This is a genomic window from Lewinellaceae bacterium (genome assembly GCA_020636105.1).
In the GTDB taxonomy this organism is placed as follows: Bacteria; Bacteroidota; Bacteroidia; order Chitinophagales; family Saprospiraceae; genus BCD1.
The window spans coordinates 2840386-2859957 of record JACJYL010000001.1 but is presented as its reverse complement, the minus strand read 5'-3'; the positions used below and the strand labels follow the sequence as shown (position 1 = coordinate 2859957).

General features: G+C 47.2%; 12 protein-coding genes. 7 read left to right on the top strand and 5 right to left on the bottom strand.

What is annotated here, in order from left to right; genetic code table 11:
• Positions 1–20: 20 nt before the first annotated feature.
• Complete coding sequence (locus tag H6571_10740) at positions 21–3653, bottom strand: T9SS type A sorting domain-containing protein (protein ID MCB9324200.1); 3633 nt, start codon at positions 3651–3653, stop codon at positions 21–23.
• Positions 3654–3873: 220 nt separating this feature from the next.
• Between H6571_10740 and H6571_10735 the strand changes: the two genes are divergently transcribed.
• Positions 3874–7518, top strand: a complete 3645-nt coding sequence (locus H6571_10735; protein ID MCB9324199.1) for a T9SS type A sorting domain-containing protein — start codon at positions 3874–3876, stop codon at positions 7516–7518.
• 420 nt (positions 7519–7938) lie between these two features.
• Here the strand turns inward: H6571_10735 and H6571_10730 are convergent, their stop codons facing one another.
• Together H6571_10730 and ade are read right to left on the bottom strand one after the other, a co-directional pair.
• On the bottom strand, positions 7939–8604 hold the full coding sequence (locus tag H6571_10730) for a hypothetical protein (GenBank protein MCB9324198.1): 666 nt from the start codon (positions 8602–8604) through the stop codon (positions 7939–7941).
• A gap of 179 nt (positions 8605–8783) precedes the next feature.
• Positions 8784–10409, bottom strand: coding sequence for an adenine deaminase (ade, locus tag H6571_10725; protein MCB9324197.1), 1626 nt, complete (start codon positions 10407–10409; stop codon positions 8784–8786).
• Positions 10410–10662: 253 nt separating this feature from the next.
• Here ade and H6571_10720 point away from each other — a divergent pair, with 253 nt between their 5' ends.
• From H6571_10720 to H6571_10710, 3 genes are all read left to right on the top strand, one after another.
• Positions 10663–12585: a metallophosphoesterase gene (locus H6571_10720; GenBank protein MCB9324196.1), complete on the top strand. Its 1923-nt coding sequence runs from the start codon at positions 10663–10665 to the stop codon at positions 12583–12585.
• Positions 12586–12680: 95 nt separating this feature from the next.
• Positions 12681–13766: an AAA family ATPase gene (locus H6571_10715; protein MCB9324195.1), complete on the top strand. Its 1086-nt coding sequence runs from the start codon at positions 12681–12683 to the stop codon at positions 13764–13766.
• A 98-nt stretch (positions 13767–13864) separates the two neighbouring features.
• Positions 13865–14107 carry a MoaD/ThiS family protein gene (locus H6571_10710; protein MCB9324194.1) on the top strand — a complete coding sequence of 81 codons (243 nt, stop codon included), beginning with the start codon at positions 13865–13867 and terminating at the stop codon, positions 14105–14107.
• 234 nt (positions 14108–14341) lie between these two features.
• Here H6571_10710 and H6571_10705 read toward each other — a convergent pair whose 3' ends face one another.
• Positions 14342–15346, bottom strand: a complete 1005-nt coding sequence (locus H6571_10705; protein ID MCB9324193.1) for an SRPBCC family protein — start codon at positions 15344–15346, stop codon at positions 14342–14344.
• Between the two features lie 194 nt (positions 15347–15540).
• On the opposite strand from H6571_10705, the gene H6571_10700 reads away from it, so the two are divergent.
• Together H6571_10700 and H6571_10695 are read left to right on the top strand one after the other, a co-directional pair.
• The gene (locus tag H6571_10700; GenBank protein ID MCB9324192.1) at positions 15541–16779 is read left to right on the top strand and encodes a lytic transglycosylase domain-containing protein; all 1239 of its coding nucleotides are present in this window, start codon (positions 15541–15543) and stop codon (positions 16777–16779) included.
• A 157-nt stretch (positions 16780–16936) separates the two neighbouring features.
• Positions 16937–17698: a N(G),N(G)-dimethylarginine dimethylaminohydrolase gene (locus H6571_10695; protein ID MCB9324191.1), complete on the top strand. Its 762-nt coding sequence runs from the start codon at positions 16937–16939 to the stop codon at positions 17696–17698.
• A gap of 259 nt (positions 17699–17957) precedes the next feature.
• Here the strand turns inward: H6571_10695 and H6571_10690 are convergent, their stop codons facing one another.
• On the bottom strand, positions 17958–18803 hold the full coding sequence (locus H6571_10690) for a sulfurtransferase (protein MCB9324190.1): 846 nt from the start codon (positions 18801–18803) through the stop codon (positions 17958–17960).
• Between the two features lie 126 nt (positions 18804–18929).
• Between H6571_10690 and H6571_10685 the strand changes: the two genes are divergently transcribed.
• Positions 18930–19484, top strand: a complete 555-nt coding sequence (locus H6571_10685) for a 1-acyl-sn-glycerol-3-phosphate acyltransferase (GenBank protein MCB9324189.1) — start codon at positions 18930–18932, stop codon at positions 19482–19484.
• Positions 19485–19572: the final 88 nt, after the last annotated feature.

Here is a 19572-nt window from a genome sequence, read left to right as displayed (position 1 = left end):
TTTATCGTTAAATCCAATGGTTAATTCTTCAGCAATTTAAAGCTTTGCTGGTTGCCGTCTCCGATCTGTATTCTCAGGATATAAACACCTGATGCCAGGTTGGTCGGCACGTTTAAAGTGGCGGTTGGTTCTCCCTCCGGTAAGTTGCCCTTGGCGATAAGTTGTCCGTTGGCGGCAAACAATTCGTAAAGGGTTTCGCCCACCAGGATATCCGTAAAAGTCAGGAATATCTGGTCCTCGATCGGGTTGGGGAACAAGTATTGCACTTCAATACCTTCTAGTTTTCTTCTCATGACGATGGTCGGAGAATAGAACTCGTAACTGTACCCGGCGGCGCTGCTTTGATTGATGACTTTTAGACGGTAGAAATTCAAATTCCGCTGGCCATTGGTGGTCATGGAATAAGTGTGGACATCGGGAGAAGTCCCACCTGCTGCATAAACCGTTTCGATTTCTTCAAAGTCAAAGCCGTTGACGGAGCGTTCCACCTCGAATTTCTGACAATAGTATTCCGGCTGGGTTAACCAGGTCAGCGTAATCTCGGTAGGATCGGTGTATTCTCCGCTGAAGCTCAACAGATCAGTTTTTAACTCGCCCTCATATTTGGTGATCTCCACATCATCGATGGCCACGCCTCTGAAATTCCCGCTGGTACCGCCTTTAAAAACAATGCGGAAGGCTACGTCTTTATTCCCGGAGAGGTTGCTGATGTTGAGTTTGAAATTTTTAAAAGTGCTTCTGGAGCCGGAAAAATAAGAAGACCCCTGGTCGAAACCTGCTCCATCGAGATTGTTGTTTTTATAGTTGTACCAGTTTTCATCCTCATTCGAGCCCAACTGTTCCCAAAACTGTCCCCGGTCGGTTGAATACTCTACCCGGAAACCATCATATCCATTGCTCAGGCTGAATTTTGCCCACAGGCTGAATTCGTAAATGCCTTCCTCTTCCATATCAAAATTAGGGAGGTAGATCATCGAATGGGTGCCGTTTTCGTAATAGGGTTCATCGATGCCCAGGACAAACGCGTTGGCCCCGCTATGGACACCATTCTTGCCTTCGATGGTGGAATTTCCTCTACTGAAGGAAGAGCCACTGATGGTAAATACCCCGTATTGCTCTGTGTTACCTTCGAAATCACCTCCGTAATTTCCTGTTCCGATTTCGTAAGGAAGGCCACGATCCGGAAGGATTTTGACGTTGGAGGCTGATGTCAGTTCATCGTTTATAGTCAGGCTTACCGGGTATTCTCCGATATTGGGATAAGTATGGGTGGTATTTTCTTCATTACTGGTACTGCCGTCACCGAATGTCCAGGCCCATGAACTCGCGTTGATGGCCTCTTCTCCCAGGAACTTCAACGGCACATTGGTGTATCCGACCTGGTCGATGAACATATCTGCCTTGGGTTCCATGAAAATATCCGTGGTAAACAGTCCGCGGCCATAAGTGGCGGCCAGCACCATATTATCGGAACGACGTACGCGGAGCTGATCGACTCTCGTGAGCGGGATGCCTTTTTCCTGCTGGGGAGGGAACCACATGGTATTGGATCCGTCGAGCAATTCCGTGGCCCATACACCCGCCTCCGTGGCAATTAAAGCCTGGGTGGGATCAATCGGACTAAAGATGCCCCAACGAACCGGCATATCGGGAATGTTCCCACCGGAGCTGATCCAGTTCGCCCCGCCGTTTTTAGTTTCATAAACGCTGTTGATCCCGTAGTTGGACAGCGTGACCAGGATGTGATCCGGGTTGCCGAATTCCACATCAACAGAGGAAACAGTCCCGGTAAAGGAACCGACTTGAGTGCCTTCTAAAAGGTTATCATCATTTGCATTATCAACCCTGATCAACCGCCCATTATCTGTGCCAAAATAGACCCTGTTAGAGACATTGGGGGCTACGCACACAGTACTGACTGTTGATATGAAATTACCATTAGCATTTTGTAGATTAAATTGGAAGTTACTTAAATCTACCATTTCATCTGTACCTGTGTCAACGTGCCACCTCACAAAATCAGAATTTGCATCATAATTCTGCATGTATAGGATTTTCGATTCACTGTCAAAATCACTGCTGTTTACCCAGCGCCCGGCCACATTCAGTCCTCCATCAAAAGAACTACCGTAATTTGTTGAGAGAGACCAGCCACCATTTTGGCTGGAAACCATCTGGTACTTTCCGTCTTCCTGGTCGATATGGGCCAGCATGCCGTCTCCACCTCTGACATTAATCCCTGGAGAGGGGCTGGTAGGTCCTTGTATCTGGAGCGAACTGTTGTCCTGTGCCCCGGCGAGGTAATAATTTTTGCCTGCTTCCGGGTGGATGGCACCGCCATAAAACTGGGTTACATTGTAGCCTTTGTTTCTGTCCTGGGGGGATGATGTGTTTGTTTTGCGGTAAATACCCCCATCGTTTCCTAAATAAACGATGCCTTCCTGAGCTTCATCAAATACAATTTTATGATGATCCGCGTGAATGTTATTGATGTTATTCCAAGAATTACCCCCGTCAAAAGACTGGCTGAGACGGATTTCTCCTGCGTAAAGATGGTTTTCGTTAAAAGGATCGACCGTTATGTCGAGATCATACCAGGCCTGGCTGTAACCGTCCCCGGTAATGGGCGGTTGTGCCCTTTGTAACCAGGATACCCCACCGTCCTGGGAGATGAAAACATTGGAGGAAGAATTCCCGGCATCTCCTATAATATAGAGCGTATTCGGACTCGTTTTGGCAATGGTCATTTCCACCCTGCTCAGGCCGTTGGGAAAACCGGACCCGGATCCGGTCAGGGTTTCCCAGTCTCCGGGATCACCGGTAGCCGAGCGCCTTACTGCGGAGGGTGTGGAGGCATAAATGTATCCGTTGAGGGAATATTGAACATCGTAATAGTCATTGGTGGCAAAGTCATTCGGTGGAACGTATCCGGCCACTTTTTGCCAGGTGTTTCCGTGGTCTTTGCTCCGCTGTATGCCTTTGGTGCGCGTTGCAGCGTAAACATCGCCGGTTTCAGGATGCACGAGCAGGGAGCGCGTAACCACGAAAGAGGTGGTGGAGGGAAGCAACTCCCAGTTTTCGCCACCGTCCGAAGAGCGTAAAATGCCCATGCCGGCAAATTCGATGCCGCTGCCAACAGATTCTCCGGTTCCTGCATAAATATAATTCGGCTCGATAGGATCCTGGGCTAGACTTCCGATGGTCATGCTTTCGAAATAGTTGCTCATGATCTCCCATTGAGGATCGGATTTGGTGATGTCTTTGGAACGCCAGAGTCCGCCGCTCACCCCGCCGACCCATATCGTTTTACGTTCCGGATCATTTTGATCGATCAGGATGGCACGGGTACGGCCTCCGATGTTGTTGGGGCCTCTTTCCCGCCAGCGGGATCCGAGGATGCTGTTGTTGCGCTGCATCGTTTTCATCTCTTCCTGCAGACGGAAGGCTTCTTCGAGAGCAGCGATTTTTCTTTCTTTGGGGATGTAGCCCAGGGCTGGATCTTTGGTGCGTATGAATTCTTCATCGAGAGCCCCCTGGATACTGAGGGCTTTGGACAGCTCTCCTTCTTCGTGATTTTCTTCTTTTTTGGTCAATTGCAGGGCAATAAATATGGTTGCAATGATCAGGACAAGGCTTAGTAATATGCGTTTCATCTAACTGTTAAGTTTATGGACTGGTATAAATTTTTCCCGAAATTATGAAAATCTAATCATTAGATTAACACAGGTTGATAAAAAAGGTTGAAAATGCAGCCTGCCTTACAGTTTAAAGAGTAAAAGGGGGAAAAGTGTCTTGAAATACAATTATAAATTATTTTTGTGTTTGACTCAAACTGGCATTGATCGAACACAACCATACAAACAAAATTTTACGATGCAATTTTTAAAAAAATCAACCCTGGTTCTATTCCTTTTTCTTTTGTCGGGCCTAAGCGGGCTCATGGCACAAACCACAGGAAAGGCGGCCAATCCCTGGAATGATTTCGGTGAAGCGAATCTTGTAATTCAGCATATGAACCGCAGGATCATTCCGATGGTTTATCGTACCGTCTCTCTTGATTTTGAAGGTTTTAAAACGACTCTGGATACCGCTCCAATGAAATTTTCGGCAGCGGCAGCAGACAAAAAAATACGCATAACCCTGCCCATGCCGGACGGCACGTCGGAAATTTTTGAAATCGTTAAAGCGCCCATCCTTCATCCGGACCTGGCTGCCCGTTTTCCTGAAATACAGTCTTTTGCCGGAAAGGGGATGGACGATCCCACGGCTTATGTTCGGTTAGACTTTACCTTGAAAGGTTTTCACGCCATGATCCTCTCCGGCAGGCACAGTACTGTTTTTATCGACCCCTATGCAGAGGGAGATACGGAACACTATATCAGTTATTTTAAGAAAGATTTTGTCAAGCAAAATACCGTTCCGTTCCAGTGTGGTGTGGAGGGTAATTCTGTTGAGGAGGGCATTGATGATTTGGATTACACCGAAGCAAAAACATTGTTGGCCGGGGATTGTATTTTGAGGAAATACCGCCTGGCCCTGGCCTGCACCGGCGAATACGCCCAGTACCACGGGGGAACCATTCCTTCTGTATTATCGGCCATGAATACCACGATGACACGGGTGATCGGCGTATATGAACGGGACGCTGCCATTACCATGGAACTCATTCCCAATACGGATGAGCTGATCTTTTTCAGTGCTTCCACCGATCCTTACACCAACAATAATGGCAATGTGATGCTCGATCAAAACCAGGAAACGGTGGACAATATCATCGGCTCAGCCAATTATGATATCGGTCATGTATTCAGTACCGGCGGCGGCGGCATTGCCAGTTTGAACTCTCCCTGCAGTCCCAATCGGAAAGCCCAGGGGGTGACAGGACTTTCCAATCCGATTGGGGACCCTTTTGACATTGATTACGTCGCCCATGAGATGGGACACCAGTACGGGGGCAATCACACGCAGAATAATGATTGCCAACGCAATTCCGATACGGCTGTTGAACCGGGTAGTGCCTCTTCCATCATGGGGTATGCGGGGATTTGCCCGCCCAATGTTCAGCCCAATAGCGATGACCTTTTCCATATCATTAACTTGCGCGAAATTGCACAAAATGTGACTTTTGGTACCAGCAGTACCTGTTATGAAAGCCTGGTGAGTGAAAATACCCCACCCACTGCCTATGCGGGCCTTGACTACACCATCCCGGTCGGAACGCCTTTTGAGCTAATTGGAACAGCGGATGACGAGGAAGACCCTGGATCGCTGACCTCCACCTGGGAACAGATGGATAGCCAGGTAGCGACCATGCCGCCTTCAGGTAATAGTGCGGGTGGTCCGCTTTTCAGGTCCGTGAATTTGACCGCATCGCCCAGCCGGGTCTTTCCAAGGCTATTTGACATTGTCAACAACCAAAATCCCACCTGGGAAGTGTTGCCGCAGGTGGCACGCACCATGAAATTTACTTTTTCCGTGCGGGACAATCAACTGCTGCACGGCTGTACGGCGGATGATGATATGGTGGTCACGGTATCGGATGCCGGCGGACCATTCCTGGTCACGGCACCCAATACAGGCGGATTGAGTTACGAAGTGAATGAATCGGTAGAGGTGACCTGGGATGTGGCGAATACTACTGTGGCGCCCATCAATTGTGCTTTTGTCAATGTAAAACTTTCGGTAGATGGAGGGTTTACCTATCCGTATTTGCTGGCTTATCATCAACCCAATAACGGCAGTACCATGGTGACCATCCCGAATGTGCTGACCAACCAGGCCAGGGTTAAGGTAGAAAGTTTTGAAAACGTATTCTTTGACATCTCGAACCAGAATTTTGCGATTGTTCCGGCCACAGTGCCTGGTTTTACTGTCGAGGTGGGGCCATTCATCCAACAAGTGTGCACGCCGGCCCTTGTGGACATCCATTTTGAAACGGACTCCCTGGTAGGGTTTACCAATGAAGTCCATTTTGAACTGGTGGCCGGGTTGCCTGATGAGGTGGCGACATACGAGCAAAACCCGGTTATTCCAGGCCAGTCAGGCACTTTCTCTCTGGATTTGGGGACTGAAGTGCCTTCCGGATCGTATGAGGTGATCCTTCAGGCGACGGCAGCAGGGGCAGATACCACTTACCGCAGTTTTATCCTTGAAATCACCAGAAGCGATTTCAGTGACCTGGCCATGGCCACTCCTGTAAATGGTGAAAACGGCATCATTCTGGGGGCTGATTTTTCCTGGAATCCGATTGAAGATGCCGACACCTATGACCTGGAGATATCTACGTCCCCCTTATTTGGTGACAGCGTGATCATCAGTGCTTTCGGCCTAATGGATACCCTTCTTACCCCGGCTGAATTTTTTGAACCCAACCACCTGTTTTTTTGGCGTATCCGGGCCATAAACACATGCGGCCCGGGGCCCTGGCTGGATCCTTTTGCGTTCCAGACTGTCACCACCAGTTGCGAAACTTATACACCGGATGATCTGCCCAAAAATATCAGTGGTTCTGGATTGCCGACGATTGAATCCAAGCTTTTTATCGAATCCTCCGGGATCATCAGTGACGTGAATATTCCTTATATGCAGGCCGTTTATCAGCCTGTGAATAGTTTGAGAATAACCCTCATCAGTCCGGCGGGTACAGAGGTTGTCCTGTTCGATCAAAACTGCGGTAATACCCTGAATTTACGCATTGGCTTTGACGATGATTCTCCTTTTAACATCACCTGTCCTCCGGACGATGGTATTGTTTTCAGACCCGTTGAGTCTTTGTCGGCCTTTGAGGGGGAAGATATCCAGGGAGAATGGACGATGCGGGTGAAGGTTGTAGAATCCGGTTTCGGGGCATCAGGAGCCCTGGAGGAATGGAGTATTGAATTTTGTGCGGCCGGCAATTCAACCGAGTCGCCCTATGTGGTGACCAATGATACGCTTTACGTACCGCCGGCCGGGTTTAACTACATTACCCAGAATGAACTGGAGGTAGACGATCCGGACAGTGATAATTTGTTCTTCCTGGAATATACGATCCTTTCGTTGCCGGCGGAAGGCACTTTGTATTACATCGATGAACCCCTTGGCGTGGGCGATGTGTTTCGGCAGACGGCGGTGAATGCCAATTATATTACTTATGTACATGATGGCGGTGAGGAGGTTTATGACCATTTCAATTTCCTGGTCCGGGATGGTCAGGGCGGTTTGTCGCCGACCCAGGTATTCAACATTAAGATCGATGAAAATGCGACAGTTGGAATAGCGGAGTTGGTTCCGGATTTTGGGGTGACGGTTTTCCCCAACCCGGCTGAGCATGTGGTTTTTGTCCATCTCGATACTGCCCTGGAGGGAATGGTGAAGTTGAATTTGTTTGATGTCGATGGAAGGATGCTTTTGGAAAAAGAATCGGCCAGCCTTCGCCAGTTTAGCCTTGGCGTAGAACATCTTGTGCCGGGAATCTATTTTTTGAATGTGCAAACGACAAAGGGGGTTGTGACGAAGAAGATTGTGGTGAGCCGATAGGGGAACTGTCAGGATAAGGATTTGCGGATTTTAAATAAGGAAGGAGGAAATTCTCTGACTTCATCCTAAATAATTGGATCAAAATTTAATCTCCGATCACAAACAGGTGCGCTGCACCTTTCCCGGATTTGGTGGTTATTCATTCAAAACCAATTAGTTCAGCGCAATGGAGTGTGTGGGTTTGGTCGTTTAAGACTGTCTTCTTCCGGAATATGAAATATGGAAAAACTCCTGCTTTTAGCTTTGCGCCGCAGTTGGCCGGAACGTATAGTGGAGGTCGCCGCAGCTGGCGAGGAGGACAAGGGATAGTAACGCAGTGGATAGCCCGGTGGCCAGCGCAGCGCAGACATGGCCCCGGGGAGGTGAAAAGGTTAAAGACTAAAGGTTAAAGACTAAAGTATTTTTGGGGCAATCCTTTTTTTAGAACAGGAACCTGAGGGCGAAGATCTGGCTGGCGAACCCGATGAGGTACCCGCCGTAAAGGTCGGAGGGGATATGGGCCTTTAGGATCAGTCGGGCGGAACCTACCATGCCGGCGATGAGGATGGTGATCATGAGTACGGTGACCATATTCATCTGGATGGTGCCAAACCACAGATTAAGGTTGAAAGTATCGTAGCTGAACTGGAACATGGTGATGATGACCATGGCCAGCAACCCGCCCATGCCTACTGCGTGGGCGCTTATTTTGGTGAAAATGTTGAGCAGGAAGGCGAGGAATAATGCGATGGTGGCGCCCAGCAAAAAGGAGGTGAAGGCGAGGGGGACATTGGTATTGTCGAGGAAATTGCGGAAGAGCCACAGGTAAAATATACCGGCGATGATATAGGGACCGGTGCGTTCACTCTTGTCCTGCATCTCGAAGGTTTTGATGAGTCCGAGAAGTTTCATGACGAGGATGGCAAAGGCTGGAATCACCAGGGTGTTCATTATGGTATGAATGATGAGCAGCATGCTGTTTTGCTCCGAAATGTCGTGTACTCCAAAGAGGTATGGGTTGACAATCATCAATAACACCAGCATGTAAGTGGGGATTAGCAGCGGGTGAAACAGGATGGATATGAATTGTGCGGCGGTTTTTAGCATTGCTTTTTATTTAAGCTACAAAGGTAGGAAAATGATATTAGGAAACAATGGGGGAATGTGAGAATGCGGATCTAACCAGCAACAAGCAACCAGCAACCAGCAACCAGCAAACCAGCAAACAAGCAACCAGCAACAAGTAACAAGTAACAAGTAACCAGTAACCAGTAACCAGCAACCCGTTACACAAACAAGGCTGCGAATTCAAATTTCTTTCCGTCGAACAAACCGAGGTCGCTGAGTTTTAGTTCGGGGATGACCAGCAGGGCCATGAAGGAAAGGGTCATAAATGGTGCCCGGAGGTTGCAGCCCATTTCAGCTTTTACGAGGGCATCGATGGTTCCGTAAAGTTGGCCGGTTTTGTAGCCGTCTTCGTTGGTCATGATACCTGCGACAGGGAGGGGCAATACATGGGATTGTCCGTCAAAAACGGCGGAAATTCCTCCCTTGTTTTGTATGATGAGGTTGACGGCCTGGCATAGGGATTCGTCATCGCAGCCTACGGCGATGATGTTGTGAGAGTCGTGCCCGACGCAGGAAGCAATGGCACCTTTTTTGAGGTTGAAGCCATTGATGAAGCACAGGGCGGGGCTGACGTCCGAGTAACGGTTTACGACGGCCATTTTGAGGAGGTCGCGGTCCGGGTCGGCGAGGGCTTTGCCTTGGTGGATTTTTGCCGGAGTGATGAAACTTTGTGTGACGAGTTCCCCGTCAATGGCACGAATGACCCGGATGTTGTCGGATTTGGCTTCCAGTCCGAAAGCATCGGGTGTTTTTTCGCTGGTATGGAAATTATTGATGATGGTCGCCTCGACTCTTTTGACGAAACTGGTGCCGTTTTCCATTACTTTTTCACCATTGATGTAAGTGGCATCAATTTTAAAATTTTTCAGATCCCTGGTCAGGATGAAGTCGGCAGGGTCGCCTTCCTGGAGCAGGCCTACGGGCAGGTTATAGTGCTCGACGGGATTTTTTGATGCTGCTCTGAGCACGTCGAAGAGGTCATTGCCTTTGGCGATGGCCCTGGCGGCCAGTTCGTTGAGGTGGCCTATCATCAGGTCATCGGGATGTTTATCATCGGAGCAGAACATGATCCGTTCCGGGTATTCGGGCAGCAAGGAGATCAGGGCCTCGAAGTTGCGGGCGGCACTTCCTTCACGGATGAGCACTTTCATGCCCATATTTATTTTTTCCAGGGCTTCTTCGCGGGTGAAACATTCGTGGTCGGTGCTGATGCCGGCGGAAATATATTTTTTGAGGTCTTCTCCCCGGACACCGGGGGCGTGACCATCCACCGGTTTGCCGGCTTCGTGGGCGTACCTGATCTTTTTCACGACCTCTTCATCCTGGAAAATGACGCCCGGGTAATTCATCATCTCTGCCAGGTAGAGAATTTCCTCCATGGCCAGTAATTGCTTGATGCCTTCGGCATCTATGATGGCGCCGGCAGTTTCAAAACTGGTGGCAGGCACACAGGAAGGGGCTCCGAAGAAGAATTTCAAAGGCACTTTATTGCCATTCTCTATCATGTAACGCACGCCTTCGATGCCCATGACGTTCCCGATTTCATGTGGGTCGGAAACCGTGGCCACGGTCCCGTGGAGCACAGCCATACGGGCGAATTCTGAAGGAATCAGCATGGAGCTTTCAATATGAACGTGAGCATCGACGAATCCGGGCATGATGTAAGTGGATTCATCGTGATCGGATTCCCGGATGGCGGTAATCCTGCCATTTTCAAAATGCACTTCGCCCGCATAAATTTTGCGCTGATGGATATCTACGATTTGAGCCTTGATGATTGACATGAATTTGATTTTATAGCAATAATAACCGAAAAAAAGAAAAGTAAATATTCGTTAGCCAAATATAGTACTTTTCCAGGTGTGTAAATTAATTTTTTAAACAAGCTCTGACTTAGGTTGTTCTTCGGCTTTTTTGCCCGGACTTTCCTGTAATTTCCAGAAACAACCCGGTGAATTACCCCTTTGTATTGATAACATAGTTGTATTTTTGTAAATCTATGAAAAACTTTAAACACAAATAAATATTAACGCGCTTATGAGAATTACTTTGTTTTTGATGTTTATTATTTTCGTTTCCCTTCCTGCAACATTCCTCCAGGGCCAGGAAGTTACGAAAAGCATTATAAATAATTCTGTCATGATTCCTTCCGTTTATTCCAACATGCATACCGATGCGGAAGGACGATTATACATTGAAGATGACGGGGAGAGGTATTACAAAAGAGAAACGGCTCCTGATTATACCCTCACCAGGATGACGGGCGAACCGACGGGCAAAGCTTCTGGCATTGCTTTCGATTTTAAAGATCCTAAATTTGAGGGCAAACTCGTTTATGGATTAATTCCCTATGGCGATTCCAAACACCCTTATCCTGTTTATTTCAATACCTCTGCGTCCATTGAAAAGGGCAAATGTTTCGTCGATATTGCAGGGGAACTTAGCGGCAGGTATGATATGGTTGGCTGGGAAGACACAGGGAAAGGTACGCTGGGGTACAGGGTGGTCAGTAAATTTGGCCATTATTTTTATGATGGTAAAGTATCTTTTATTGCGGGTCCTGTTTTTCAGGTGGATACGACGGTGATGGAAGGGCCCTTTGTGAATTTACTGCATTCCGAAGGAGCTACCATTTCCTTTAAGACCAATGTGGAAACCGTTTGCCATGTTAAAGTAGGCGGCCATGTTTTTTCGGACGACAAGCCTGTTTTTCAACATGAAATAGAAGTGTCGGGGTTGAAACCGAACAGTAGGTATGATTACCAGGTATTGTTTGGAAGCAATCAACAGCAATATCATTTTAAAACAGCGCCAAAACCGGGAAGCCGAACCGCATTTTCCTTTGGATATGCCAGTGACTCCAGGGCCGGTAATGGCGGCGGCGAGCGTAGTATGCAAGGCACCAATTTTTATATCGTAAAAAAAATAATGGCTCTTGCCAGTCAGCAAGGAGTGGCTTTTTGTCAGTACACCGGTGACCTGATCAGCGGGTATGCCACCGAAAGGGAGGAAATAGACCTTGAGTATGCCAACTGGAAGCAGGCCGTTTCTCCTTTCGCACATTATTTGCCAGTGGTGGCTACTATGGGAAACCATGAGGCCCTGATTTATTACTTTGAAAAAAAGGGAACGACCAAAAAATTTCGGGTGGATCAGTTTCCTTTTGAAACAAAATCGGCAGAGGCGGCTTTCGCCGATCATTTTGTCAATCCGCATAACGGCCCTATAAGTGAAGACAATTCAGCGTATGACCCCGATCGGACTAAAATCGATTTTCCGCCCTATGATGAAACGGTTTATTATTACACCTATGACAATGTAGCCATGATTGTCCTCAATTCAGATTATTTTTATGCTCCCTCTGTTTCTTCTTATCCCGAATCGAGTGGCAATATGCACGGATATCTGATGGATAACCAGATGGAATGGCTGAAAAATACCATTGCGATGCTGGAAAAGGATGAGGATATTGATCACATTTTTGTCACGCAACATACTCCGGCTTTCCCCAATGGAGGCCACGTCGGGGATGATATGTGGTACGGGGGCAATAACAATAAGCGACCCTATCTGGCCGGTAAGTCAGTCGAAAAAGGCATTATTGAAAGAAGAGATGAATACCTTGATATATTGGTCAATAAAAGTACCAAAGTGGTCGCCATGCTCACCGGGGATGAACACAATTACTGTCGTACTGAAATCGGGCCGGATACGCCAATTTATAAGGATGATTATCCGGAAGAAAAAAGGCTAAAACTGTCAAGAACCATTTACCAGATCAATAACGGCGCTGCCGGGGCACCGTATTATGCTCAGGAAGAGACTCCATGGACTGCCAAAACATCAGGGTTCACCACCCAAAATGCGTTGGTAATCATCAAAGTAGATGGCCCGTCGCTTCAGATGCAGGTACTGAATCCGGACACCCTGGAAGAAGTGGATGAGATGAAAATCAGGTGATGTTTAACGAGTGGAACTCAAACCGGGCACCCAGTAACAAGCAACAAGTAACAAGCAACCAGCAACAAGTAACCAGTAGCCAGCAACCAGCACATATGTCAAAACTAACCATCCTGCGGCCGCATGCCGAGCAGGCTTATGAAAAAGAACTGGAGGCCCTTATCAAGCAAGACAAGGGGCAATGCCCGCCGCAGTGGCTATTGTCCCCGCAGGCAGTAGTCACCTATTTGCTTGGGGGCAAACTGGACGACGGGACGGAAATCGAGCCCAAATATTTTGGTCCGCGCCGTTTGATAGAGATGGCGGTGGCCACGCTCGTTACGGACCGGGCGTTGTTGCTTACGGGCATTCCGGGCACTGCCAAGACCTGGGTTTCGGAGCACCTGGCCGCGGCCATTTCCGGAAATTCCAAACTGATGGTACAGGGAACAGCCGGAATGAGTGAAGAGGCCCTGCGATATGGCTGGAACTACGCCCGCCTGTTGGCGGAAGGCCCTTCCGAGAAAGCTTTGGTGCCGAGTCCTGTGATGACCGCCATGGAGCTGGGCAAGATTGCCCGGATAGAGGAACTTACGAGAATACCTTCTGATGTACAGGATGCGCTGATCACCATTCTTTCCGAAAAAACCCTGCCGGTTCCTGAGTTGAATTCAGAGGTACTTGCACTTCAGGGCTTTAATATCATCGCTACAGCCAATGACCGGGACAGAGGGGTCAATGAATTATCCAGTGCCCTTCGGCGAAGGTTTAATACTATCGTCATGCCTTTGCCGGCCACTCTGGAAGAAGAAGTGACCATTGTGAAACACAGGATAGAGAAATTGGGGGAACCCTTAAAGCTTCCGGTTTCTACCGCTCCTATCGAAGAGATTCGTCGACTGGTGATTATTTTCCGTGAATTGCGGGAAGGAAAAACTCAGGATGGCCGGATGCGCATAAAATCACCTTCGAGTACTCTGAGTACTGCAGAGGCGATCTCTGTCATTCACAATGGGCAGGCACTGGCGTTGCACTTCGGCAACGGCCAGCTCGGGGCGGATGATGTTGCGGCGGGACTTTCGGGGGCAATAATAAAGGATGCTTCACAGGATAAGGCCGTCTGGCAGGAATACCTGGAGACGGTGCTGCGGGAAAGAGATGAATGGAAAGACTTGTACAAAGCATGTAAAGCCTTGATGTAATTGTTTTTATGGCAAGTTTTGAATTAATGTTATACCTTTGTGATGACTAAAATCCATCATTTTACCGGCCACTTAAAAGAGTGTACTTACTTAACTATATGAAGCTGAAAATTCTCACCTTTGGAATCGCAAGGGATATCGTGGAAGGAAAGGAAATAGAAGTTGAACTGCGTGAAGGCGCTAATGTTGCAGACCTGAAGGCTTTACTGTTTAATCTGTATCCTGAATTCGAACGGCTGGCTTCTTTTGCCATTGCCGTCAATGAAGCCTACAGGGATGATGAGTATATTTTGAGCGAAGGCAGTGAAATTGTTATCGTTCCGCCGGTGAGCGGGGGATAATTTTAAAGGGAACGGTAAACGCAAGGAGACTAAAATATCGCTTTATTTTTATCAGACAATTTCTCCCTTTATAGATTTGGCTCGTAACATAAAATCCTGATTCGATAGGCTGAACAAAACGGCTCAGCCTATCGAATTAAAATTAACGATTTTGAGTTTTAAAACCTGCGATAGTCTAACAATCCTGTGTTGGACGGCAGCATGATGATTGAAGTAAACGCCCCCAAAAGCGGATTAGTTAATATAATAAACCAATTGGGTCAGCCATTTAGCGGGATCGGGTTCCTGCCCCGGATCGGTGACATATTCCTCAATGGCTGGAGGTCTTGACGTATATCCTTTTTTCTTTAGGTAAGCCTCCATGGCCTCATGGGCCGCTCCAATGCCTTCATAGGCTCCGTAGTAATCAATAACCAATGCTTTGGAAGCCGGCAATTCAACCGTTTCAAAACCTTCAATAGTGGCATTTTCCTTTAAGGGTGCTGCCTGGAGGAGCTCTGTAGTAGAGGTAGCCTCATCCCAGGTGTAGTATAAACCACTCGGCATTCCTGCCATTTCCAATCCTTTTTGGGCTACCGCACCGAATACTTTCGGGAAGTTTTCGGCAAGGTGGGCGGTTATGTCTTCCATTTTAATCGTTTCACGGATACCGATATAATACCTTGCCGGCAAATCCATTTCTTTGATTTCAAAAGTGGGTTTCATTTCAGCTGCTTTTTTTTCAGCATGGTCTTTTAACATTGCCAGCCCTTTGTTGAATTCTTTAGACATCATTTCTCCAAAATCCATAAACAGCAACATGATGTTGAAAGGGTATTTGAAATGTGACGTGACGTCCCAATCCACATGTGTGCCTTGTTGGGCCGCTGAAAAAACCCAATGGCCATTGGCCGACCCCTGTGGGCCGAAATGAATTTCTGTTTTTATTTCTTCGTTTGGGGTACTGGAAAGAATGGTTAAATTTCCTTCCCCGATTACTTCTCCCTTCCAGCTGTAAGAGCCCGTTTCCCCTATGTAGGTTTCTCCAAGAGTGGTGACCATGGTGGAGTCGGAGGCTTTCCATGCCGACCAGTTTTCCCACTGGGAAAGGTCATTTACCGCGTTGAAAACGACATCTATCGGAGCGTTGATGTCAATAGCCTGTTCAGTTTTTACACTTTTGGGTACAAAAATGGCAATTACTAAAATCAGCCCGATAAGGGCTGCCAGGATCAGTCCTAAAGTTTTTAAAATTTTCATAACAGTTAGCATTTTTTAAGATCCGGCCCTAAAAAAACCGAACCCGGGTGGTGTTAAATAACTGCAAATTTAAACAAATTGATTTAAAATACAATAAATTTAAACAAATAATTAAACGATAAAATGAAAATTTCCTTTTTGCGGTATGAAGTTTATTTCCTACTTTTGAAAACTCAAGCATAGTAAATTGAAAAATGAATTATAAAAAATACCACCTGTTACCCTTGTTATTATTGCTTTTTACGGCCTCGTCCCAGTTGATTGCGGGCAATCCGGATAAGGAAATTCCGGCATACGACGAGGAAGAGATCATGGCAAGGATTGAGTCCATGGATCAGACTTTTATCAAAACAAAATATGAATCTGTAGTCGAAGGATATATTAAAGGTTATGTAGTTCGACACCGTCGGAATGCAGAAATCATCCTCGGCCGATCGGCAATGTACTTTCCCATTTTTGAAAAATATCTCAAAGAAAACAACCTCCCCGATGTATTAAAATACCTGGCGGTTGTCGAATCTGCCCTTAATCCAAGGGCAGTTTCTGTTGTAGGGGCCGGCGGACTGTGGCAGTTCATGCCGGAGACGGGAAAAAGTTACGGTTTGGTCATCAACGATCAGATTGACGAGCGAACAGATATCATCAAATCTACGATGGCGGCGATGCAGCATTTGGCGAGCCTTTATGAGCGTTATGAAGATTGGGCGTTGGCTTTGGCGGCGTATAATTCAGGAGCCGGTCGGGTCAATTCTGCCATAAGGAGGAGCGGCACCACGGATTTCTGGGCTCTAAGGCAATATCTGCCCCGTGAAACCAGAAACTATGTACCTGCCTTTATCGCTGCAGTTTACCTCGCACAATATTATGACCAACACAATCTCGAACCCGAATTTCCTTCCCTGGATTTTCAACTGACCGAGACCGTGGAATTGAATGATTTTGTAAGTTTTTTCAGAATAGCGCAGGTCACCGGCGTTTCTATGGAAGTGATTCGCACCTTGAACCCGCTTTACACAAAAGATTTTATTCCGGCTAATGAAAAAGGCAATTACCTGATTCTTCCCAGGAGAGTCATGCCTGCCTTTGAGGCATACCTGCTGGCGCAAAAGGATGGTGATGCCCTTCCTATGGCCCTGACGACCCCTGTACACATGAAAGGCCAGGATGATTCTGAAAAGCCTTATGCCTATTCATATTATCATCTTGGGGAGGATGAAGCTCCGGAACAACTGGCTACTCTCCTTAACTGTTCGGTCACCAACCTCTCGGTTTGGAACGAAATGGGATTCAATGAGCTGGCCAATCAAAAACAATTAAAGGTGTACGAATCCTTCCAGGTCAATAATGTAGAAAGAACTGCGGAATTAATTGAACCGCTGCCGACTTTAGGGCTTTCGGAAGTCTTTTCTTTAGGGGCTGAAGAAGGAAAGTAGTATTATAATGCGGTAGAAATAAATTTACACTTTTGCACACCTCCGCCCCGGCCCTTAAGTGGAGTCAGCGCAGAAAAATGTAATTTTATTTTTGAACCATCCCTAAGGGATAACCACCTGTACTCAATTTATTCAGCCTTTAACCAGACCCTGTTTTATGTTCAAAAGAGCCATCGTTAGAACGCCGGGAAAGAGTTTGGTAAACGGATTGACCGAAGCAAATTTGGGGATTCCTGATTATCAACGGGCCCTTTCCCAGCATGCAGCATACATAAAAGCACTTGAAGCCTGCGGGCTGGAAGTATCGGTTTTGGAAGCTGACGAAAATTTCCCGGATTCAACTTTTGTGGAAGATGTTGCCTTGCTGACTCCGCATTGTGCCATCATCACCCGCCCCGGTGCCCCTTCCCGAAGGGGCGAAACCGACGGAATCAGCAAACTGCTGGAGCATTTTTACGATAATATTGAAATCATAGAAGCCCCCGGAACCGTCGAAGCCGGAGATATCATGATGGTCGGGTCGCATTTTTATATCGGGCTTAGCGGCCGTACGAATGAAGCAGGCGCCCGGCAGGTGATCTCCATCCTTGAAAAATACGGGATGAGGGAATCCGTCGTTTCCCTTGAAGAAGTATTGCACCTGAAAACAGGGGTGACTTATCTTGAAAACAACAATTTACTGGCAACGGGTGAATTCCTCGCCAAAGCTGTCTTCCAACCATTCCATATCCTCGAAATTGAACCTGACGAAGCTTATGCGGCCAATGCCATTTGGGTGAACGGCACGGTTATCGTTCCCGAAGGCTATCCCAAAGCCCGCAAAATGATTGAGCATGCCGGTTATCCTGTTCTTGCTCTCGACATGTCTGAATTTCAAAAACTCGACGGGGGATTGAGTTGCCTTTCTCTGCGATTTTGATGGTTTTTTGGCTTTATTGAATTGTACCATAAAAATGATAAGGCAAGTGAGGATCGGAAGCGTATATTGAAATATTTTGAGTGACTAAAATTTTTCACTCAATTCTCTTCAAAGGGATACTCCTAAGGCGGGAATTATTTTTTTCACTTAATTTTTTAATATTTAAATTTCGGAAAAAGATTGCTTCACCTATTAGTAACACAATGCTACAGATCATCATTTTTTTAGTCCTTAGCCTTTAGTCTTTCCCCTTTAGCCTTTAGTAATATTTCTCCGCAATTTCCCCTTTATTGATCCACTCACTCCAGGATCCCGGGTACAACAATGCATCGCCCAGCCCTGCATAATGATAGGCTAAAATGTTATGGCATGCCGTTACGCCGGAACCGCAGTAAAAGATAATATGATCAGCGGGTTTGTCCTCAAAAGCATGCTGGAATCTGGCCTTCAGCCATTCCGGGGATTTGAACAATCCATCCGCGCCGATATTTTCCGGGAACGGAAGGTTTATCGCTCCCGGGATATGACCGGCAATGGGATCGATGGGTTCCTCTTCGCCTCGGTAGCGTGGGGCTGTGCGGGAATCGACCAGGCTGTAGGCGGGTTCGGCCCGGAGGATATCTACTTTTTCGAAGGGCACGGCCATATCGGGATTCAGGGTCGGGTGGAAGGATTTTCTTGTTTTTTCAGGGACTGCACTATCTGTGGGGAAATCATTTTTCACCCATTCCTGCCATCCTCCGTTCAAAACGGCTGCATTTTCATGACCCAGCCAACGCAGCATCCACCAAAGCCTGGAGGCAATGCCCCCACCTCTGTCATCATAAGCGACTACCTGAACCCCTTCGCCCACGCCCCAGGAAGAAAGCAGTTCAACAAAAGTCTGCACATCCGGCAAAGGGTGCCGTCCGGTATCGCCCTGGATGATCGGGCTGGAAAGATCGTCATCCAGGTGAGCATAAAAAGCACCGGGGATATGGCTTTTAGCATAATTTCTTCGGCCTTCTTCCGTATCGGCAAGAGAAAAGCGACAATCGACAATCACCCAGTCAGGGTGGTCAAGGTTGGCCTTGAGATCGGAGGCATTGATGATATTTGTGTACATTAAAATGTTAAATTTGTATGAATAAGGCTAATTTCGCGCCTCAGCCAGTCCCTCCTTCGGCGTGCCGGAGGGAGGTGAGAGAGAGGGGCTGGCCAAAAATAAGGATTCTTCTAAAAAAATATTGAAATGGGAAAGAAATTGAGCAGTTTTTTACTGAAACTATTGGGATGGAAAGTGAAATTCGATATTGATCCTATTCCGGATAAATTCGTTATTGCGGTCATTCCTCATACTTCGAGCTGGGATTTTCCACTGGGTTTACTGGTACGGAGTGTGATGGATATCGATGTCAAGTATCTAGGAAAGGATTCGTTGTTCAAAGGTCCTTTTGGCGGTTTGTTTCGCTGGCTGGGTGGCTATCCTGTCGACCGCAGCAAGAACAATAATTTTGTAGATACCGTTATCGATATTTTTAAACGGGAAGAAAAATTCAGTACTGCCATTGCTCCCGAAGGCACCCGAAAAAAAGTGGACCAACTCAAAACCGGATTTTACTATATTGCCAAAGGGGCGGGTGTTCCCATCCTCCTTTGCAAATTTGATTATGCCCACAAACTGGTATCGTTTTCCGATCCGTTTTATCCTACCGATGATACGAAAGCCGATTTCAAATTCATTGACGACTATTTCAGAGGAACACTGGGCAAGATACCCGAAAACAGTTATTTGTACGGGGAGTGACAAATTACCGTTACCGGGCGTTTAAACAATTTTGAATTAATAAGGTCTTATAGGGGGCGTTATTGAAGCGTAGGTCTTCCTGCCTTCC